17 protein-coding genes and 2 pseudogenes are annotated in these 19161 nt (G+C 70.1%); 7 read left to right on the top strand and 12 right to left on the bottom strand.

What is annotated here, in order from left to right:
• Positions 1-65: 65 nt before the first annotated feature.
• Both KME79_RS34525 and KME79_RS34530 read left to right on the top strand, forming a co-directional pair.
• Positions 66-968, top strand: coding sequence for an ABC transporter ATP-binding protein (locus KME79_RS34525; protein WP_219549325.1), 903 nt, complete (start codon positions 66-68; stop codon positions 966-968).
• A complete protein-coding gene (locus KME79_RS34530) occupies positions 965-1636 on the top strand; it encodes a hypothetical protein (RefSeq protein ID WP_219549327.1) in 672 nt (223 codons plus the stop codon). Before KME79_RS34525 ends, KME79_RS34530 begins: the two co-directional genes overlap by 4 nt.
• 1 nt (position 1637) lies before the next feature.
• Here KME79_RS34530 and rlmN read toward each other — a convergent pair whose 3' ends face one another.
• A complete protein-coding gene (gene rlmN / locus KME79_RS34535; protein ID WP_219549329.1) occupies positions 1638-2738 on the bottom strand; it encodes a dual-specificity RNA methyltransferase RlmN in 1101 nt (366 codons plus the stop codon).
• A gap of 144 nt (positions 2739-2882) precedes the next feature.
• On the opposite strand from rlmN, the gene KME79_RS34540 reads away from it, so the two are divergent.
• On the top strand, positions 2883-3896 hold the full coding sequence (locus KME79_RS34540) for a suppressor of fused domain protein (protein ID WP_219549331.1): 1014 nt from the start codon (positions 2883-2885) through the stop codon (positions 3894-3896).
• Here the strand turns inward: KME79_RS34540 and KME79_RS34545 are convergent.
• The 6 genes from KME79_RS34545 to KME79_RS34570 form a co-directional block, all read right to left on the bottom strand.
• Positions 3893-4732 carry a phosphatidate cytidylyltransferase gene (locus KME79_RS34545; RefSeq protein ID WP_219549333.1) on the bottom strand — a complete coding sequence of 280 codons (840 nt, stop codon included), beginning with the start codon at positions 4730-4732 and terminating at the stop codon, positions 3893-3895. The genes KME79_RS34540 and KME79_RS34545 overlap by 4 nt on opposite strands.
• Before the next feature lie 97 nt (positions 4733-4829).
• The gene (gene frr, locus KME79_RS34550) at positions 4830-5387 is read right to left on the bottom strand and encodes a ribosome recycling factor (RefSeq protein ID WP_219549335.1); all 558 of its coding nucleotides are present in this window, start codon (positions 5385-5387) and stop codon (positions 4830-4832) included.
• Between the two features lie 41 nt (positions 5388-5428).
• Positions 5429-6127 (bottom strand): UMP kinase, encoded by a 699-nt coding sequence (pyrH, locus tag KME79_RS34555; protein WP_246640903.1) that lies wholly within the window; start codon positions 6125-6127, stop codon positions 5429-5431.
• Between the two features lie 125 nt (positions 6128-6252).
• Positions 6253-7086: a translation elongation factor Ts gene (gene tsf / locus KME79_RS34560; protein ID WP_148033763.1), complete on the bottom strand. Its 834-nt coding sequence runs from the start codon at positions 7084-7086 to the stop codon at positions 6253-6255.
• Positions 7087-7373: 287 nt separating this feature from the next.
• The gene (gene rpsB / locus KME79_RS34565) at positions 7374-8294 is read right to left on the bottom strand and encodes a 30S ribosomal protein S2 (RefSeq protein WP_219549363.1); all 921 of its coding nucleotides are present in this window, start codon (positions 8292-8294) and stop codon (positions 7374-7376) included.
• Positions 8295-8508: 214 nt separating this feature from the next.
• On the bottom strand, positions 8509-9141 hold the full coding sequence (locus tag KME79_RS34570; RefSeq protein WP_219549337.1) for an ArsR/SmtB family transcription factor: 633 nt from the start codon (positions 9139-9141) through the stop codon (positions 8509-8511).
• Positions 9142-9244: 103 nt separating this feature from the next.
• Between KME79_RS34570 and KME79_RS34575 the strand changes: the two genes are divergently transcribed.
• Together KME79_RS34575 and KME79_RS34580 are read left to right on the top strand one after the other, a co-directional pair.
• Entirely contained in the window at positions 9245-10561 is a 1317-nt protein-coding gene (locus KME79_RS34575) for an MFS transporter (RefSeq protein WP_219549339.1), read from the top strand.
• 449 nt (positions 10562-11010) lie between these two features.
• Positions 11011-11982 carry a peptidoglycan DD-metalloendopeptidase family protein gene (locus KME79_RS34580; RefSeq protein WP_219549365.1) on the top strand — a complete coding sequence of 324 codons (972 nt, stop codon included), beginning with the start codon at positions 11011-11013 and terminating at the stop codon, positions 11980-11982.
• Positions 11983-12140: 158 nt separating this feature from the next.
• Here KME79_RS34580 and KME79_RS34585 read toward each other — a convergent pair whose 3' ends face one another.
• Positions 12141-12677 carry a PadR family transcriptional regulator gene (locus tag KME79_RS34585; RefSeq protein ID WP_246640904.1) on the bottom strand — a complete coding sequence of 179 codons (537 nt, stop codon included), beginning with the start codon at positions 12675-12677 and terminating at the stop codon, positions 12141-12143.
• A gap of 90 nt (positions 12678-12767) precedes the next feature.
• Here KME79_RS34585 and KME79_RS34590 point away from each other — a divergent pair, with 90 nt between their 5' ends.
• Entirely contained in the window at positions 12768-14123 is a 1356-nt protein-coding gene (locus tag KME79_RS34590) for a carotenoid oxygenase family protein (RefSeq protein WP_219549343.1), read from the top strand.
• Positions 14124-14457: 334 nt separating this feature from the next.
• Here the strand turns inward: KME79_RS34590 and vph are convergent, their stop codons facing one another.
• Both vph and KME79_RS34600 read right to left on the bottom strand, forming a co-directional pair.
• Entirely contained in the window at positions 14458-15318 is an 861-nt protein-coding gene (gene vph / locus KME79_RS34595) for a viomycin phosphotransferase (RefSeq protein WP_219549345.1), read from the bottom strand.
• 51 nt (positions 15319-15369) lie between these two features.
• Positions 15370-15555: pseudogene (locus KME79_RS34600) on the bottom strand (IS630 family transposase); the annotation flags it as partial.
• Positions 15556-15821: 266 nt separating this feature from the next.
• Here KME79_RS34600 and KME79_RS34605 point away from each other — a divergent pair.
• A complete protein-coding gene (locus tag KME79_RS34605) occupies positions 15822-16310 on the top strand; it encodes a DinB family protein (RefSeq protein WP_219549347.1) in 489 nt (162 codons plus the stop codon).
• 14 nt (positions 16311-16324) lie between these two features.
• Here the strand turns inward: KME79_RS34605 and KME79_RS34610 are convergent.
• Both KME79_RS34610 and KME79_RS34615 read right to left on the bottom strand, forming a co-directional pair.
• A pseudogene (locus tag KME79_RS34610) lies at positions 16325-16768 on the bottom strand (IS5 family transposase); the annotation flags it as partial.
• Positions 16769-17088: 320 nt separating this feature from the next.
• The gene (locus KME79_RS34615; RefSeq protein ID WP_308249164.1) at positions 17089-17970 is read right to left on the bottom strand and encodes a tyrosine recombinase XerC; all 882 of its coding nucleotides are present in this window, start codon (positions 17968-17970) and stop codon (positions 17089-17091) included.
• Between the last annotated feature and the right edge of the window lie 1191 nt (positions 17971-19161).

Genomic DNA, 19161 nt, shown 5'->3' on the forward strand with positions numbered 1-19161 from the left:
GGGGGTCGCCCTCTGGGGTCCTTTTATCCCGGCCCTGCGGGCCGGTGTCTATGGTAAAGACCACCATGCGCCTGACCGACGTGTCTTTCCGCTATCGAAGACGTGATCCATCCGTCATCCGCGAGGCCGACGCCGAGTTGTCCCCCGGCGACGTGGTCGAGCTCACCGGGGCCAACGGCGCGGGCAAGTCCACGCTGCTGCGCCTGCTCGCCGGGCTGCTCAGGCCCACCGGCGGCGCCATCACCGGCCGCCCGGCCGCCGTCGGGCTGGCCCCCGACCGGTTCCCCGGCGAGCAGCCGTTCACCGTGTCCGGCTACCTCGACCACATGGCGCGCGTGTGCGGCGGGCGGTGGCGTCCGTGGGCGGAGCGGCTGAACATGGGGCAGTTGCTGGGCGTGCGGCTGCGCGAGCTGTCCAAGGGCAGCGCGCACAAGGTCGGTCTGGCACAGGCGCTGATGGCGGAGCCGGGACTGCTGCTCCTCGACGAACCGTTCGCCGGGCTGGACTCCGGCACCCGCGACGAACTCCCGCCCATCGTGGCCGAACTGTCGGCGCGCGGCGCCATCGTGGTGGCCGCCGACCACCAGGGCGGCCTGCGCGACCTCCCGTCCCTGCGCCACTGGACGATCACGGACGGACGCCTCGTGGAGACGACCCCGGCACGCACCCCCGTACTCGCGGGAAAGCTCGCCGGAACCACCCCTCAAGGACCCGCCGAAGACGCCGTCGGGGGCATCGCCGGAGAACCCGCGGTCACGCCCGACACGACCGCGACGACTGTCGGTAGTCCCGCCGGTGAGGCCGGCGGAAGGGCCGTAGGAGGTTCTGCTGATGTCGGAGTAGGTGTGGACGGAGGTGGGGTCGCTGTGGAGGTGACCGTGCCGGCCGGGGATCTGGGGGCCTTTCTGGAGCGGATGCGCGGTGAGGGATACCGTGCCCGCCCGGTGAGCGGGGAGGAGTCCCGGTGATCGCCCTGAGCGCGTTCCGGCTGGCCGCCTACGTCCGGTCGCACCGGGTCCATCAGGCGCTGCTGGCGTTGCTGGCCGCGCTGGCCGTCGTCTACGCCACCCGGGCGCCCGCGGGCCACGAGGCGGCCGTCCTGGCGGACTCGGCCGTGCTGATCGTCCCGCTCCTGGCCTGGGCCGCCCGGAGCCTGCTCGACACCGAGCCGGACCGGCAGCGGGAGATGTCCGCGGCCCTGGCGGGCGGTCGCGGCCGGGAGCTGGCGGCCGGGCTGCTGGCCGCGCTGACCGCGTGCGCCGCGTTCGCCGCCCTGGCTCTGGTGTGGGGAGTGCTGCTCGGGATGAGCGCCACGCCCCCGGGGCCGGTGCTCGCCGCCGGGATCGTGCTGCACGCGCTGAGCGCGCTGGCGGGCCTCACGCTCGGGGCGCTCACCAGCCGCGCCCTGCTGCCGTCACCGGCGCTGTCGATCATGGCGCTGGTGTCCGGGTTCGTCGCGATGCTGCTCATCAGCGCGTCGCCGCTGCACTGGCTCACGGTCCCGCTCACGGTGTGGATGCGCGCCGCGAGCGCCGAACGGCTGGTCGCCCAGCTCCCCGAGCTGGCCGCCGTCTCGCTGGTCTGGTGTCTGCTCGGCCTGGCGGCGTACGCGTGGCTCCGCCGTACCAGGCCGTAGATCACTCGGCGGCGGCGAGCTGGCCGCAGGCGCCGTCGATCTCGCGCCCGCGGGTGTCGCGGACCGTCACCGGGACGCCGTGGAGCTCCAGCCGCCTGACGAACGCGCGCTCGTCCTCCGGCTGGGACGCCGTCCACTTCGAGCCGGGGGTCGGGTTGAGCGGGATCAGGTTGACGTGCACGAGTTTGTTCTTGACCAGCTTGCCGAGCAGGTCGGCCCGCCACTCCTGGTCGTTGATGTCCTTGATCAGCGCGTACTCGATGGACACCCGCCGCTTGGTCTTCGCCGCGTACGCCCAGGCGGCGTCGAGCACCTCGGCCACCTTCCACCGGGTGTTGATCGGCACCAGCGTGTCGCGCAGCTCGTCGTCGGGGGCGTGCAGCGACAGCGCGAGCGTGACCGGCAGGCCCTCGTCGGCGAGCTTGCCGATCGCGGGCACCAGCCCGACCGTGGAGACGGTGACGCCGCGGGCGGAGATGCCCAGCCCGTGGGGGGCGGGCTCGACCAGGCGGCGGACCGCCTGGATCACCTGCTTGTAGTTGGCCAGCGGCTCGCCCATGCCCATGAACACCACGTTGTTCACCCGGCCGGGGCCGCCGGGCACCTCGCCCGCCGCGAGAGCGCGGGCGCCCGCGACCACCTGCTCGACGATCTCGGCGGTGGACATGTTGCGGGTCAGCCCGGCCTGGCCGGTGGCGCAGAACGGGCAGTTCATGCCGCAGCCGGCCTGCGACGACACGCACATCGTCACGCGGTCGGGGTAGCGCATCAGCACCGACTCGACCAGCGCGCCGTCGAACAGCCGCCACAGCGTCTTGCGGGTCGTGCCGCGGTCGGTGGTCTGCTCGCGCACCGAGGTGAGCAGCGGCGGCAGCAGCGCCGACAGCTTGTCGCGGGAGGCCGCGGGCAGGTCGGTCATCGCCTGCACGTCGGTGGTCAGCCGCTCGAAGTAGTGGCGGGAGAGCTGGTCGGCGCGGAACGCCTTCTCCCCCAGCTCGGTGACGGCCGCGCGGCGGTCGGCCATGGACAGGTCCGCGAGGTGGCGAGCCGGCTTGGCCCTGCGCGGGGCGACGAAGGTGAGCTGGCCTGGCTGCTGGGACACGATCCTGCCTCTGCTTGTCACGGGGATTGCCGACCAGGGTAGTGAACGCTTGCCCGGCGGGGCGAATTCCATGGCCGTCACCCGGCGCTCCCGATCGGGGTAAGGCTCGCACGAGAGCGACTCGCGGATCTACAGTTTCCCCGTATGGCGATTTTCCGGTCTGCGTCGGGCGAGGGGCACACCGAGGTCGTCCTCACCGCCGGCAACCCGTACGGGAGCCGGACGCTCGTGGTCGAGCGCGACGAGGACGCCTCGGTCGCCTACCTGTGCTCTCCTGACGGCACCGTGCACGGCGCCTGCTGGCTGGCCAACCATCGGGCCGCCCCCGACGTGGTCGACCTGGCGCGGATCAACGCGGGCCTGCCTCCGCTGATGCCGCGGGCCAACACCCTCCACCCCGGGGGGCGCCGGCCGCTGGGCCAGCTCACCCCGCTCTGGTTCGAGGAGGGTGACGGGGTGGCCCTGTACGAGGAGGACGATCTGCTGGCGGTCATCCCGGGCTGGGCCGACATGCATCGGGGCATGCCCGGTTACGCCAGGGACGCGGTGGGCGAGTCGCCGTTCGCGTGGGCGCTGTCGGAGGCGCTCGAAGGGCTGAGCCCGCGCATCGCCAACGCCGGGTCCTACTGGCGCTGGCGTTACTCCGAGGGGTCGTGGCCGTCGTTCCAGCAGTTCGTGATGGGCCATCTGGACCGGGTGCTGGGCCCGTCCGGCCGCTACTGGGACGCCGCCGGTGACCGGTTGCCGACCGTCGGCATCACCGAGCGCCCGGCTCACGGCGACCGGGTGTTCAGCGTGCTGTCGACGGTGGGGATGAGCTGCCAGCGGATGCCGACGGTGGAGCAGTGGATCGACCAGCCCGGCGCGTACGCCAGGATCGAGCTGGCGGTGGCCACCCGCGCGAACCCGCGCGACGCGGCGCTGCTGCTGGTGTGGCTGGCGCAGTATCCGTGGCACTCGGTTACCTGGCTCGGCCACGGCCACACCGCCAAGTGGTATCACGAGCCGGAGACGTTCCCGCTGGGGCCGCAGTACTCCGGGGTGCTCATGCAGGCCGACCCCCCTGATATGCCGGATATGTCGGGGTTTGCGTTTGGCGGGGAGGCCGTACGGTGGCTCTGGCTCACCCCGATCATCGCCGAGGCCCTGACCGGCTAGACGAAGAGCGAGAGCAGCAGCCAGACCGGCACCAGCGTGGCCACCAGCGAGTCGAGCCGGTCCATCAGCCCGCCGTGGCCGGGCAGGATCGAGCCCAGGTCCTTGATGCCGAGATCCCGCTTGATCATCGACTCGATCAGGTCGCCCATGGTGGCCAGCGCCGCGGCCAGCGCGCCGAGCAGCGCGCCCTGCCACCACTCGCCGCCGAGCAACCACGTCACCAGCCACGCGCCCACGACCGTGCAGGCCAGGACCGAACCGGCGAAGCCCTCCCAGGTCTTCTTCGGGCTGATCACCGACATCGGATGCCTGCCGAACAGCACCCCCGCGGCGTAACCGCCGGTGTCGCTGGCCACCGTGACCGCGATGAAGACCACCACCCGGTGGCTGCCGTCGTCAGGCGCCAGGAGCAGCGCCACGAACCCCGCCAGCAACGCCGGGTAGAACAGGATGAACACCGACGCCGTCGCGTCGCGCACGTAGCCGTCGGACCCGTCGGCGAACATCCGCCACACCAGCAGCACCAGCGCGAACACCACGAACGTGCCGAGCAGCCACACCCCGCCGCCCCAGTAGGCGGCGGCCTGCATCGCGGCCAGCCCGGCCAGGACCGGCGCGGCCGGCACCCGGATGCCGCGGGTGGCGAACGCCCGCACCAGCTCCACCACGCCGACGCCGACCGCCGCGGTGACCACTACCAGGAAGAGCTCTTTGACGGTGTAGAGGGAGATCAGGACCAGGGCGGCGAGTCCGAGGCCGACACCGATCGCGGCGGGGAGATTGCGGCCGGTGCGGCTGCCGCCGCTCGGGCTGGGGCCGGCCGTGCGTTCTTCCAAGACTTCTCCATAGGCCACGGCCCTCGCCGTCAGGCGAGGGCCGTAGATGCGCTACCTGCGGCGGTCCGCTGACCGCGGCCCGCCGGCAGCGGGCCGCTCAGACTTCGAGCAGCTCGGCTTCCTTGTGCTTCAGCAGCTCGTCAACCTTGGCGACGTGCTTCTGGGTGAGGTCGTCGAGCTCCTTCTCGGCCCGCCTGACCTCGTCCTCGCCCGCGTCGCCATCCTTGATCATCTTGTCGAGCGTCTCCTTGGCGGAGCGCCGGATGTTGCGGATGGACACCTTGGCGTGCTCGCCCTTGTTCCTGGCGACCTTGATGTACTCCTTGCGACGCTCCTCCGACAGCTCGGGGAAGGTCACGCGGATCACCTGGCCGTCGTCGGTCGGGTTGACGCCGAGGTCGGAGTCGCGGATGGCCCTCTCGATCGCGGCCATCGAGCTCTTGTCGTACGGCTGGATGAGCACCATGCGAGCCTCGGGCACATGGAACGACGCCAGCTGCTGGATCGGCGTCGGCGTGCCGTAGTACTCGGCGGTGATCTTGTTGAACATCGAGGGGGTGATCCGGCCCGTCCGGATGGTCGCGAAGTCCTCCTTCGCGACCGAGACGGCCTTGTCCATCTTGTCCTCGGCTTCGAGGAGGGTTTCGTCGATCACAGCGGCTCCCTGTCTTCTAGCTGGCGGTGTCGGGCTCACACCTATTTGCCTGCGGGACTCACCAGCGTGCCGATCTTCTCACCGCGGACCGCTCGCAGGATGTTGCCCTCGCCCATCAGGTCGAAGACCACGATCGGCAGGTCGTTGTCCTTGCACAGGCTGATCGCGGTGGCGTCCATGACCGCGAGGTCACGGAGAAGCACCTCTCCGTAGTCCAGTTGGTCGAACCGCACCGCGTCGGGATTCTTCCGTGGATCGGAGTCGTAGATGCCGTCGACCTGGGTGCCCTTGAGCAACGCCTCCGCGCCGATCTCCAGAGCCCGCTGGGAGGCGGCGGTGTCGGTGGAGAAGTAGGGCGAGCCGAGCCCCGCGCCGAAGATGACCACACGCCCCTTCTCCAGGTGGCGGATGGCGCGGCGCGGCAGGAACGGCTCGGCGACCTGCTGCATGGTGATCGCGGTCTGCACCCGCGTCTCGACGCCGCGCCTCTCCAGGAAGTCCTGCAGGGCCAGGCAGTTGATGACGGTGCCCAGCATGCCCATGTAGTCGGCCCTGGCGCGGTCGATGCCGCCCTCGGACAGGGTGGCGCCGCGGAACATGTTGCCCCCGCCGACCACGATCGCCACCTGGACGCCCTCGCGCACCGCCTCGGTGATCGAGTCGGCCAGGTGGTCGACGACCACGGGGTCGATCCCCAGGGGCTCGCCGCCGGCGAACGCCTCACCGGACAGCTTCAGCATCACCCGCTTCCAGCGGAGCTGGCTTCGGGGCGGAGCAGCCGCCGTCGTGGCTGGCTCCTGATTGTCCTGCACGGCGGCGGCCTCCCTCTCTCGGCGGTTCTTCGGACTGGACGACTCGCTCCAGCCTATGCCTGGCCGACCTTGAAGCGGACGAAGGCCTGGACCTGAACGCCGTTCTCCTCGGCGTACTTGCCCACGGACTTCTTGTTGTCCTTGACGAAGGCCTGCTCCAGCAGCGTGAAGTCCTTGTACCAGCCCTTGACGCGACCGTCGACGATCTTGCCGATGGCGGCCTCGGGCTTGCCCTCCTCGCGGGTCATCTCCTCGAAGAGCTTGCGCTCCTTGTCGACGACGTCGGCGGGGACGGAGTCGGGCTTGAGGTACTGCGGGGCCATGGCGGCGGCGTGCTGCGCGATGTCCTTGGCCACCTCGGCGTTCGGCTTGTCGAGCTGGACGAGCACGCCGACGGCCGGCGGCAGCGCCGGGTCGGTCTTGTGCATGTAGGCGCCGACGTAGCCGCCCTCGATCACGGCGAAGCGGCGGACCTCGATCTTCTCGCCCAGCGTGGCGTTGGCGGCGTCGAGGTGCTCCTTGACGGTCTGGCCGTCGAAGGAGGACTCCAGCAGCGACGCCACGTCGGCCGGCCTGGTGGCCAGGACGTGCGCCACCACCTGGGCCGCGAGCTCCTGGAAGCGGTCGCCCTTGGCCACGAAGTCGGTCTCGCAGTTGAGCTCCAGCAGCGCCGCGACGGAGTCGCCGTCCTGCTTGAGCGCGACCAGGCCGTTGGAGGCGGTGCGCGCCTCGCGCTTGCCGACGTCCTTGGCGCCCTTGAGGCGGAGCAGCTCGATGGCGCGGTCGAAGTCGCCCTCGGCCTCCTCCAGAGCCTTCTTGCAGTCCATCATGCCGGCGGCGGTGATCTCGCGAAGCCGCTTGACGTCGGCCATGTTCACGGAAGCCATTGCTTTTCCTTGTGAGATGTCGGTGGATGTCGTCGTGCGTCGAGCGGGCGCCGCCGCTCGGCTGTCGTCACGGCACCGCGTGCCGCGCAGAAGCCGGTACGCGTCCCGTGCCCGTCATTTCGGACCCGGAACGTCCTGCTCGCCTGCCCCCTGACCAGCCCCGGCACCGGTCCGTCCGCGAACCCCGCGGGCCGATCAGCCCGAGAGGGACCGTCCGCCGCTCACCGGCCGTGCCCGGGAAACGGGCACGGCCGGCGGCGGGTGGATCCGGGTGCGGCGCGGGCAGGTCAGGCCTGCTGCTCGCCCTCGGGCTTGGCCTCGGCCTCGACGGCCGGCGCCTCGGCCTCGGCCTCGGCGGCGGGAGCCTCCTCAGCGGGAGCGGCCGGAGCGGCCGCCTCGGCGGTCTCCTGCGGCTGGGCCTCGCCCTGCTCGCCACCACCCTGCTCGATGAGCTCGCGCTCCCACTCGGCCAGCGGCTCGGCGGCGGCCGGCTTCTCGTCGCCGCGGGAGGCGCCCGAGCGGGCCATGAGCCCGGCGGCCACGCCGTCGGCGACCACGCGGGTCAGCAGGCCGACGGCGCGGATCGCGTCGTCGTTGCCCGGGATCGGGTAGTCGACCTCGTCGGGGTCGCAGTTGGTGTCGAGGATCGCGACCACGGGGATGCCGAGCTTCTTGGCCTCGCTGATCGCGATGTGCTCCTTCTTGGTGTCGACGACCCACACCGCGCTGGGCACGCGGCCCATGTCGCGGATGCCGCCGAGCGTGCGCTCCAGCTTGTCCTTCTCACGCCGGCGCATGAGGAGCTCCTTCTTGGTGAGCCCCGAGGCGGCGACGTTGTCGAAGTCGAGCTCCTCGAGCTCCTTCAGGCGCTGCAGCCTCTTGTGCACGGTGGAGAAGTTGGTGAGCATGCCACCGAGCCAGCGCTGGTTGACATACGGCATGCCGACCCGGGCGGCCTGCTCGGCGATGGCCTCCTGGGCCTGCTTCTTCGTGCCGATGAACAGGATCGTGCCGCCGTGGGCGACGGTCTCCTTGACGAAGTCGAAGGCGCGGTCGATGTAGGACAGCGACTTCTGCAGGTCGATGATGTAGATACCGTTGCGCTCGGTGAAGATGAAGCGCTTCATCTTCGGGTTCCAGCGGCGGGTCTGGTGTCCGAAGTGAACGCCGCTCTCAAGCAGCTGTCGCATGGTGACGACGGGGGCCATGAGCTGGTCCTCCAGGTTGGGCGCCCTGCCGGGGCCGGGCGCGTTCTCGGTTGTGTCGCGGTGACCGGTCGGCACCGCCCTGATGCCCCGAACCGCTCCAGCCGGGCAGAACCCGGACCGATGGCGCGATCCTTGGCGAGGCATGCGAAGTCGGCCTGGGTCCCAGGCCACCGAAAAGTCTACCTCCCGCGCCGCACCCGCCTGACCGATCAGGTCAACGCGGCCCGTCCGGACCCGGCGCCGCCCTGTCGTGGTCTTCGGTGGGCAGGCCAGGGACCGGCCTGCTGGAGCGTACGAACAGGTTGATCTGGGCCTCGGCGATCCGCGCGCCTTCCGGCGCGTCCTCCTGGCTGCGGCTGCTCGCCACGTACGGCTCCAGCAGTTCGCCGATCTCCCCGGCCAGGCGCGCCATCTCCGAGGCGTCGAGCCTGAGCGTCGTCCGGGAGAAGATGGTGGCGTCGCGCCACTCCTCGGGCTCCTGCTCGACGGCGCTCAGCGCCCGCTCCACCTCGTCGTGGGCGTCGCGGCGGAGCGCGCGGATCAGGACGTTCTTGGCCTCGCGGACGTCCGGCCGGTCTTCGGGCACTACGCCGACCTGCAGGGCCGTGCCGATCGACCGCCACAGGCGCTCCCGGCCGTCGCCGCGCGGCGGCGCGTCCTCGACGAAGCCGTACTTGGCCAGCATCCGCAGGTGGTAGCTGGCGGCGCTGGGCGTGATGCCGGCGCTCTCGGCCACCTCGGTCGCGGTGGCGCTGCCCTCGATGCGGAGCCGGCTCAGGATCGCCAGCCTGGCCGGATGAGCCAGGGCCCGCATCGCCTTCGGGTCGCTGAGCCCTTCCGTGTCCATGCGCCCAAGGTACCGCGATCAGATCTGAAGGATTGCCTTCAGAACTCTGAAGGATTACTTTCATAGTCTTGAAGGGTTTCTTTCACATCTTGGAGTTCGACGCATGAACCCGTCCGTACCGCTGCGCCGGCAGCGCGACTACCGGCTGCTCTGGTCGGCGCGCACCATCTCGATCACCGGCTCGGAGGTCTCCAAGCTCGCCGTGCCGCTGACCGCGATCACCCTGCTGGCCGCCTCGCCCTTCCAGATGGGCGTGCTGACGGCCGCCGCATCGGTGCCCGCCCTGCTGTTCGGCCTGCACTCGGGCGCGATCGCCGACCGCCTGCGCCGCCACCGGCCGCTCATGATCGGTTGCGAGCTGGTGTCCTGCGCCGCCGCCCTCACCGTGCCGCTGGCGTGGTTCCTCGGGGTGCTCACGATCCCGTGGCTGATCGCCGTCGCCCTCGTGATCGGCACGGCGGCGGTGCTCTTCAGGTCCGCCAACTTCCCGTACGTGGCCGCGCTCGTCCCTCCTGACCAGAGGACCGCCGCGATGGCCGGGTTCAACGCCTCCTACTCGGTGGCGTCCGTGGCCGGGCCCGGGCTGGCGGGCGTGCTGGTGCAGGTGCTGACCGCGCCGCTGGCCGTGCTGGTCGAAGGCATCTCGTTCCTGGTGTCGGCGCTGCTCCTGCGGACGATCAGGACGCCCGAGAACCGGCAGCCCGCCCCCTCGCGCGGCCTGTGGCATGACGTGGTCGCGGGCCTGCGGGTGAGCGTGACCCAGCCCGTGCTCCGCGCCCTGCTGGGGGCCGGGGTGACGATCAACTTCTTCGCGATGGCCTACGTGGCCGTGTCGATGCTCTACATGCTGCACACCCTCGGAATCCCGAAGGGCCTGATCGGCCTGCTCACCGCGCTCGGCGGCGTCGGTGGTCTCCTGGGCGCCTGGGCGGTCACCCGCCTGGCCGAACGGTACGGCGAGAACAAGGTGCTGCTGGGTTCGGTGCTGTTCTTCCCCCTGGAGATCCTGGCCGTCGGCCTGCTGGACGGGCCCCTGTGGTGGAAGGTCACCGTGCTCGCCCTGACCGGGACGGCCACGGGCGGCATCGTGGTGGCGTTCGCCTCGTGCATGAGCGGGATCATCCTGCGCGACACGGCCGAGGAACTGCGCGGCCGGGTCAACGCGACCATGACCTTCGCCGTCCAGGGCGTGATGGCGCTGGGCGGGCTCGCGGGCGGGGCGCTGGCCGAGGTGCTCGGCCTGCGTCCGGTGATCCTGGTGTGCGCGGCCGGGATCGCGACCGCCATCCTCTGGATCTGGGCCTCCCCCCTCCGCTCTCCGGCCTCGCGCCCCCCGTCCGACCGGCAGCCCGACTCCGTGCCGTTGAACTTCTCAACACATCAAGAACGCCAGGTCACCAAGCGCCCGCCCTTGGTCTAGAGGCCTGCCGCCCGTCCATGAGGTTCGTCAGAGGAGGGCCGTGCCGGGCGAGACATATCAAGGACGAACCGTCATGAGCGAGAGAGGGGGTCAAGGACGACCGTCCTAGGCGAGACAGGACGTCGAAGACGGATCGTCTTAGGCGGACAGGAGGTCAAGGAAGGACCGTCTTAGGCAAGACAGGAGGTTCATCAAGGACGGACCGTTCTGAGGCAAGACAGAACTCCCTGCCACGTACGGCGCCCCTCCTCGTCCACAGCCCTCCACCGTCCGCCCGCCCTTGTCCACAGAACCGCGTTCGCCCCAGGACCGCCGCCCCGCTGAGCCGCACACTCACGTGCATGCCTCCCCGCATCGCCCTGGCCATCCCCCTCCTGGTTGTCGCCCTTTCCGCCGCCGCACCCCTTGTCCCGGCGAACGCCGACCCACACGTACCCGCCGCAGCGTCCATGCCCCGCGCCGCCCGCCCTCCCCTCCCCGCGCCCATCCGCGCCGGGACCCTCCTCGCACCACCGCCCGCGGCGACCCGTACCGCGCTTCCCCTCACCGAACCATCCGCTACCCACCGCAGCGGGATCCCGTTCCGCACACCATCCGCGGCCCGTGGCACCGGGTCGCTGTTCGCCGCACCTGCTGGCAACGCCTGGCGATGGCCCCTGGACGGCACTCCCGAGATCCTGCGCCGTTTCTCCCCGCCGCCGGCCCGTTGGCTGGCCGGTCACAGAGGCGTCGACCTCGCTGCACCACCTGCCGCCCCGGTCCTCGCCGCGGGTGCAGGCTCGGTCGGCTTCGCGGGCTCAGTGGCGGGCCGAGGCGTCGTCACCGTCAACCACGCGGGCGGCCTGCGCACTACGTACCTCCCGGTGACCCCGGCAGTCCGCCCGGGCGACCCGGTGTCAGCAGGCGATCTCCTGGGCACCCTCGCACCGGCCCCGCCGCACTGCCTGGAGTCCTGCCTCCACTGGGGGCTCCGCGACGGCCTGACGTACCTCGATCCCCTCCTCCTGCTGACCGGTACCCGCATCCGCCTCCTGCCCTATTGGGAGTCCGAGCCCGCCACCGCGATCCCGGCCCAGCTCCCGCCACCGGCTACCGCGATCCCGACCCAACTCCCACCACCGGTCACCGCGATCTCAGCCCAGGTGCCGACACCGGCCGCCACCTCGTCAGCTCTGCCCACCGGGTCCCCGAACCGGCTCCCGGCCTTCCTCCCCCGATCCGCCGCCACCCCGCCACCAGGCCCTCTCGCCCTGACGGCCCTCGCCGCCCTCCTCCTGCTCGGCTTCGTCCTCCGCCTGCTCCGTACAAGAGCCCGCAGGCGCCGATCACGGGGGAAGCACGCAGTCCGCCCTCCGGCCACCAGAGGCCAGCACAGAAAAGAGCCGGATCGCCCAGCCCCGGCGGCGAAGGGCGACAACTGAGCGAACAAGCGATGACCATGGCAGCCCTCACCCAACAGCCACCATCACCCGGGACCCCACGCGTGATCGCAGACAGACAGACCCCGCAGGCCACCAACAGGCCCTGGCCATCTTCATCACCGACCAGATGATCGCCGGCGAGAGTCACCCCGAGGCTTTCATCCCCCGCGGTCAACCTTGTCGAGCTCGCCGAGAGCCCAGACGGCCCAGTCCCGGGAGGCCTCGTACTGGCGCAGGCCATAGCCGGCGGCAAGCCAGCCGAGCTCCAGACGCCCCTCTGGGGAGATCGGCGTCTCGCCGGACACGATCTCCCTGAGCGGGGCGAGCTCCTCCTCACACCGCGCGGCCACCTCATGAAGGATCTTCCGGGCATCGCCGGGATCGAGCGCGGACAGCAGGAAGAGCCTCAGCACCCCCTCGTTCCGCACCGTGCTGCCCTCCCACGGTTGGCGCAGCCACGCACGCAGCTCCTCGAGCCCAGCGGCGGTGAGGGTGTGGACGCGGCGGCCCCGCGCGCCTTCCTCGGCACGCTCGACCAGGCCTTCGTCGACGAGACGGGCCAGCTCTGGATAGATCCGGTTGTGACCGGCCTGCCAGGCGTACCGGCCGAGGTCGCCCTCGAACGCCTTCGCCAGTTCGTACCCGCTCGCCGGCTGCTCCGCCAGCAGGCCGAGCAGTGCGTATCGCAGCGCCATGCCGCCGACTTTATCACTCCAATTGGACATGTCAGTGTTGACATGTCCAATTGGATATGTGAAGACTGGTCAGCATCGAGAGGAGCCGACATGCCACAGACACCCGCCCACATGACCGGCCACCTGGCCCCGGTCCCCGACGAGATCGACGCCGCGGACCTGCCCGTGACCGGCACGCTGCCGCCCGAGCTCAACGGCCGCTACATCCGCAACGGCCCCAACCCGCTACCGGGAGAGCCGTCCGACCACTGGTTCCTCGGACACGGCATGCTGCACGGCGTACGGCTGCGCGACGGCCGCGCCGAGTGGTACCGCAACCGGTGGGTCCGCACGGCGTATCTCGCCGGCCGGCCGGAGCTCAGGCCGGACGGCACCCCCGACCTGTCCATCTCGGCCGCGAACACGCACGTCATCGGCCACGCGGGCCGCATCCTCGCACTGGAGGAGGGCGGCCTGCCGTACGAGGTCACGCCGGAGCTCGACACGGTCGGCGCGCACGACTTCGGCGGGCGGCTCACCACCGCCATGACCGCGCACCCGAAGCAGGACCCAGCAACGGGCGAACTGCACTTCTTCGGGTACGGCATGGTCCCGCCCTACCTGACGTACCACCGGCTCGACGCGTCAGGCGAGCTCGTGCACAGTCGTGAGATCACCGTCCCCGGGGGCACGATGATGCACGACTTCGCCATCACCGAGCACCATGTGGTCTGGCTCGACCTTCCGCTCACCTTCCGGCCGGAACTGGTCGGCAAGACCATGCCCTACCAGTGGGACGACGGATACGGCGCCCGCCTCGGCGTCATGCGGCACGACCGGCCCGATGCCCCGGTGCGCTGGTTCGACGTCGATCCCTGCTACGTCTTCCACGTCGGCGACGCTCACGAGGACGCGTCGGGCCGCATCGTCCTCAACGCCGTACGCTACGCCCGCGCCGACTTCACCGCCCTGTGGAACACCCCCGACATCACGGACGACGCGGCGGGGCCCGCCGCCGCTGCCGCCGCCTCCTCCGCCTCGGCCCTGCTGCACCGCTGGACGCTCGACCCGGTGACCGGCGTGGCCAAGGAGGAGACGCTCGACGACCGCTCGGTGGAGTTCCCGACACTCGACGACGAACGGGTCGGCCGGGGCGCGCGTTACCTGTACGCCGTCGCCGGCCCCGAGATCGTCAAGTACGACCTGTCGGGCGGCGAGGTCACCGCCCACGCCCTGCCCGAGTCGACGAGCACCGGCGAGGCTGTCTTCGTGCCCGCGACCTCCGGGCCCCGCCGTGAGGACGACGGCTGGCTGATCACCATCACCACCACCCTCGACGGGAGCGCGTCCCGCCTCCTCGTGCTCGACGCCTCCGACGTCGCCGCCGGACCGGTGGCGACCGTCCACCTGCCACGCGGCGTGCCGACAGGCTTCCACGGCACCTGGTTCCCGGACGAGCCGTCCTAGGACCCCACGTCCAAACCCGCCACGAGGTGTGCGATCGGCCCGAGGCTCCGGGCCGATCGCAGGCATCCTCCCGTCCCGGAAGGACCGGGATCCCACGGACGCCCGCGAGGGCTCCCCTTTCACAGCCGATCGCTTGTGAAGGTTCCTGCTTCACAACCGGTCGCCCGTGAAGATTCCTCCTTCACAGCTAGTGCTGTGACCGGAAACGATCACCGGGTTATTGCAGGCATGAGCTCCTTTGGAGAGGCTCATCCGCGTCTTCGGGGATCGGGTACTGTCCGTCGACACCAGTGAGGGGAGTAGACGACGATCACGGTGGCGCCGGGGGACGGATTCAGCGGTAGCCGATCAGGCCGTCCGCCAGTTGTTCTTCGTCGCCGTCCCGGTGCGCGGATAGAGCCTGCTGCAGGGCGAAGGTTGTGCGAATGATGGCGATGCGGGTGGCCATCGTGCTGTCCGCCCAGCCGCCCAGCGTCAGTACCCGATTCAAGAAATGCGTGCCGTAGCCGGCCTCAACGGCCGCAAGGTCCTCCGCGGGATCACCGATCGTAACCTCATCCCAATCGATCACCCCGCTGAGCGCGGGCAATCCGTCATGGCACTCCCATAGGACGTTCTCGGCACCGAGATCACCGTGGACCACCGCAGCGGTGATGTGGGGAAGGCCGTCGAGCGCCGCGAGCTCTCGCTCGGCTCGTCGACGCCCGCCATCGGACATGAGCCCGAACAGTTCGGCGCGGACGTCGGCTGCGAACCGCCGCCATCGATCTTGTGGTGCCGGCAGGGCCGCTCGCACGTTCTCCTCGGTGCCGATCCTGGCCAACTCGGTAAGCAGCGTCACGTACTGCGCCGCCGCGGCCTCGGCCACCGGGGGATCTTTGAGTGCTTCGACCTCCAGCGGGGCTCCGGGAACGCGGCTGAGGACCAGGAACTGCGGCTGGTCTGTGCCCTGAGTGTTGCTCTCCGGCAGTGGCCGAGGCGTGCGGAAGCCGAGATCGAATCCGGCAAGCAGGCGCAAGACAGCGGCCCTGCGCGGCAGCCGGGTGGCCGCAGCCTCGGTGCGAGGCAGGCACACGACACGGTCCGCGCCGATCACTACCTGGTGAAATTGTCCTTGGCGGACGGTGAGATCCTCCGGTTTGGCCGCCGGCAGTAGTCGGCTCAGCAGAGCGTGATTCGTCTGCAAGATCTGCATGAGGTGCGAACTGTCCTTTCCTTCAGCGTGGCGAGAGTACCGGGCGGGTGGTCATGCGGCGGATGCCAGCGTTCGGCCACCCCAGCGGATGCCTTTCTCGCCGCGGATGCGGGCGCGTTCGCGTCGTTGCGCGGCCAGCACGTCGGGATGACGAGCGTGAGCGTTGCGCCAGCGCAGGTAGGCGTGCCGTGCGCGGGTCCGCACGGTGTGGTTGGGATGGTCGCAGTTGGCCAGGGTTGGTTCTGATCGCTGGTTCAGTGTCTTGGTTGTCGCCACCGAACCAGCACACCACCGAACCGTGCGTTGTCGTGCCGCGTTGCAACGGCGGCCCGCTTGGAGGTCCTAACGGAATGAGTCTTGACCGGCTGTACATCCATACTTCGATGCCGATCGAGATGTCTGGAGCCTAGGTTCCGTTCCGAAGCCGTTGTCGGTTTGCGCCGGGTCGGGGTCAGTGAGTGTGTCCCGTCCGGCCGTGAGACGCGTTGAGCTGGAGGCCGTAGATGTCCGATGAGATTCCGACCACTGATGATCGTGAACCGGCGCTGGTCGTGTCGTTGATGATCGACCACGTACTCGACCTTGCAGCGACCTGGACAACGTGGGACGGTCACCCGGTGCGCGCCGGTGATCGGATCTACACCCCGCACAAGGCAATCCGCCGAGTCGCCGATCACCTCATCGATCATCTCGCCGAGGTGGACGCACGGCTGGCTGGCAACCCCACGATTCCTGATCGCTGGCATGCGTCAGCGAGCACAACTCCTGGCGATCTGGCGCCCTTCACTGACCAGGACCTGGACGAGGCCACGAGCCGGCTCACCCGGCTCAGCCAGATCTGGACCAACCGATTGTCCGCGCTCACCCTAGACCAGCTCGACCGACCGCCCGGCGCGGGCTGGACATTCCGACAGATAGCGTTCCACCTGGCAGGCTCGGCGTACTACGCCGACGCCGTGGGGGACCTGTCGGCGGTTGGATCCGATCGCTGACTTGTTATCAGTCTGCTCGTGAGCCGTCGCCAGCAGATGATCGCAGCGGCGAGGGTCATGAAGGCTTCGTCGATGTCGTCGCGGATCTCCCAGCGGATGCGCAGGCGGCGGAACCAGTGCAGCAGGGCGATCGTCTGCTCGATTACCCAACGATGTGCACCCAGCCCGGTACCCCGGCGGGCGATGACCGGCTTGACGCCTGTGGCCCACCACATCCGGCGGTACTTGTCATGGTCGTAGCCCCGGTCGGCGTACAACGCCTTCGGGCGTTGACGTGACCGGCCGCGCCGGCCACGTACCGGCGGGATCGACCGGAGCAGCGGCATGACCTGGGTGACGTCGTTGCGGTTGCCGCCGGTCAGGCTGAGGGCGAGCGGGATGCCGTTGCCGTCGGCGATGACGTGGTGCTTGGAGCCCGGCTTGGCACGGTCGACCGGGCTCGGACCCGTTTCGGGCCACCCTTCAGCGCCGTGATCAACCTGAGAGCGATCACCAGTATTCCTAGATCATTTTGTTAGGACTTCTTAGCAGCGAATCGTCTGCCCCTGCCCTGCCGCGCAGAGGTCCGCTTCCTCCCTCACATGAAGACGGCGTTTTCAAAGAGAACTGATGAGATCTCCGGTAGGCGGTCGGTCAAGACGAACCACCTGCCGAGGACCTCCCATCGGCGAACACCAGTACTCAAAACCAGAGCCGGCACCCGTGACACGAGCGGCGACGCGAACGCTCGGGGGCAGGAACCAGAGCGGAGACCGCTTGGCAGGGCGGGGCCCGGTGGTCAGGCTCGGGGGTGGGCCTGGTTGTAGGCGCGGCGGAGGCGGTCGATCGAGACGTGCGTGTAGACCTGGGTGCTGCTGAGCGAGGCGTGACCGAGGAGCTCCTGGACGCTGCGCAGGTCGGCCCCGCCTTCGAGCAGGTGGGTCGCGGCGCTGTGCCGCAGCCCGTGCGGCCCCATGTCAGGAGCGCCTTCCACCTGCCGCACCCGGGCGTGGACCACCCGCCTGACCGTGCCCGCGTCGATGCGCCCGCCGCGCACCCCCAGGAAAAGCGCCGGACCGCTCCCCTCACGCATCAGCAGGGGCCTGCCGTGCACGCACCACCTGTCCAGCGCCTGCAACGCCGGAGCGCCGAACGGCGCCGCCCGCTCCTTGCGCCCCTTGCCCAGCACCCGCACGACCCGCCGATCCCGGTCCACGTCGTCGACGTCCAGCCCGCACAGCTCACTCACCCGGATCCCCGTCGCGTACAGCAACTCCAGCATGGCCTGATCGCGCAGATCCTTCGGCTCCCCGGTGGGCGACGTGTCGAGCGCCTGCCGCGCCTGTTCCTGATCGAGTACGGCGGGCAGCGCGCGTGGAGCCTTGGCCGTGCCCAGTAGCAGTCCGGGATCGTCGGGGAGCCACCCGCGCCGATGGCAGAAGGCGGTGAACGTCCGGAGGCACGCCGTCCGCCGGGCGAGCGTGGCGCGGGCCTTGCCCTCGTCATGTTGCGTCGCCAGCCATCCCCGCAGCGCGCTCACGTCCAGGCCGTCGATCGTGCCGCCGAGGTGTTCGAGCAGCGAGGTCACGTCACCGGCATAGGCCCGGACCGTATGCGGCGAGAGGTCCCGCTCGAACCGCAGGTACGACTCGAACTCACCGATCACGTCGTTGACGTCCACAGCGCCTCCACCGTCAGCCACCCCTCAATCTTTCCCCATGACGATTACTCCCCTCCTTCCGAAGAGAGCGCTTCTCGCTCGATCGCTCCCGTGATGTCGCGAACGCAAACCCTGAGTCCTGGTGTTGACCCCTGGCCGACTGGCCCAGCCGGGCTCACCGCCCTGCGCCGTTCAACGACAGTTCGATCCCACGCATCGTCGGCACACCGCCGGCTCCCGCATTCCAGCGATCTCCCAGCCCTTCATCCGATAGGGAAAACCCCAGCGACCGCCTGCTCGGCAGCGCAGTGGTCATCGAGTCGCCTCAGGCGGTGCCATGGCCGTCACAGGAGGCGACACCGAAGGCGAACATGAGCAGCGATTCTGACCCCCGCGTGACCGCGTGCGCTCATTCGCGAGCCGGTCGTGGTCGCGGGATCAGGGCTCCAGGATCAGCGCACTCCTCCGACGAAGCGGAAGGTCCGGCCAACGCACCCGGACAGGCCAGCGTCTCCGGAACAGCGCCTGCGGTCCCTTCCGGGCATACCGAGGACTCCGACCGCGAACCCCGATCCAGAAGCCCACCCACCCGATCAGAGGACTCCGACGCCCCGACCGCAGCCTCCCCTAGACCAATCGAGGACGCGCACCCCCCGGCCGAGGGCTGTCCCGCCCAGTCCGGCGACGCCGGAGCCTGCACAGGACACTCCCCCACACGGACCGACGCCCCAGCCCCAAACTCCGCCGTACCGACCGGCAACGCCGGACCACGGGAGGGAGCCCTCTCCATATGCACTGACGACGACGCCCCAGCCGGAAACGCCCCCGAGCTGACCGGTGTCGCGGAACCCTGTGCAAAAGACTCCTTCGCGTGAACCGATGTCCCAGCCGCAGATTTCCCCGTACTGACGGGTGATCCCGGACCGTGAAAGGAAGGTCCCTCCGTGGGAGCCGATGGAGCCGGAACGCCTGCCGCCGCCGAGCGGGACGACGGCTCCGATCCCGCCGGTTCCGTCGGCACGCCGCCGGGATCAGGCATGGACGGCACCACCTCCGGGAGCTCATCGGGTACGCCGGAGTTGCTCGCCGAGGACGCTTCCCTGGGCGGATTCGGTACGACGCCGAGGTCGTCGGCGGGTGCCGCCGGGGTGGGCCGCGGAAGGGCAGGCTCGGCCTTTGGGTAGATCGGTGAGACCGGGCGGCGGGTGCGCC

Origin of the sequence: Nonomuraea harbinensis (genome assembly GCF_019396385.1) — a bacterium.
GTDB classification, from domain to species: Bacteria; Actinomycetota; Actinomycetes; order Streptosporangiales; family Streptosporangiaceae; genus Nonomuraea; species Nonomuraea ferruginea.

What these genes read in the sequence shown, in the direction of transcription:
- KME79_RS34525 (WP_219549325.1), top strand. Translation starts at nt 66, where the DNA reads ATGCGCCTGACCGACGTGTCTTTCCGCTATCGAAGACGTGATCCATCC.
- KME79_RS34540 (WP_219549331.1), top strand. Translation starts at nt 2,883, where the DNA reads ATGGCGATTTTCCGGTCTGCGTCGGGCGAGGGGCACACCGAGGTCGTC.
- pyrH (WP_246640903.1), bottom strand. Translation starts at nt 6,127, where the DNA reads ATGCTGAAGCTGTCCGGTGAGGCGTTCGCCGGCGGCGAGCCCCTGGGG.
- tsf (WP_148033763.1), bottom strand. Translation starts at nt 7,086, where the DNA reads ATGGCTTCCGTGAACATGGCCGACGTCAAGCGGCTTCGCGAGATCACC.
- rpsB (WP_219549363.1), bottom strand. Translation starts at nt 8,294, where the DNA reads ATGGCCCCCGTCGTCACCATGCGACAGCTGCTTGAGAGCGGCGTTCAC.
- KME79_RS34570 (WP_219549337.1), bottom strand. Translation starts at nt 9,141, where the DNA reads ATGGACACGGAAGGGCTCAGCGACCCGAAGGCGATGCGGGCCCTGGCT.
- KME79_RS34575 (WP_219549339.1), top strand. Translation starts at nt 9,245, where the DNA reads ATGAACCCGTCCGTACCGCTGCGCCGGCAGCGCGACTACCGGCTGCTC.
- KME79_RS34580 (WP_219549365.1), top strand. Translation starts at nt 11,011, where the DNA reads ATGCCCCGCGCCGCCCGCCCTCCCCTCCCCGCGCCCATCCGCGCCGGG.
- KME79_RS34585 (WP_246640904.1), bottom strand. Translation starts at nt 12,677, where the DNA reads ATGGCGCTGCGATACGCACTGCTCGGCCTGCTGGCGGAGCAGCCGGCG.
- KME79_RS34590 (WP_219549343.1), top strand. Translation starts at nt 12,768, where the DNA reads ATGCCACAGACACCCGCCCACATGACCGGCCACCTGGCCCCGGTCCCC.
- vph (WP_219549345.1), bottom strand. Translation starts at nt 15,318, where the DNA reads ATGCAGATCTTGCAGACGAATCACGCTCTGCTGAGCCGACTACTGCCG.
- KME79_RS34605 (WP_219549347.1), top strand. Translation starts at nt 15,822, where the DNA reads ATGTCCGATGAGATTCCGACCACTGATGATCGTGAACCGGCGCTGGTC.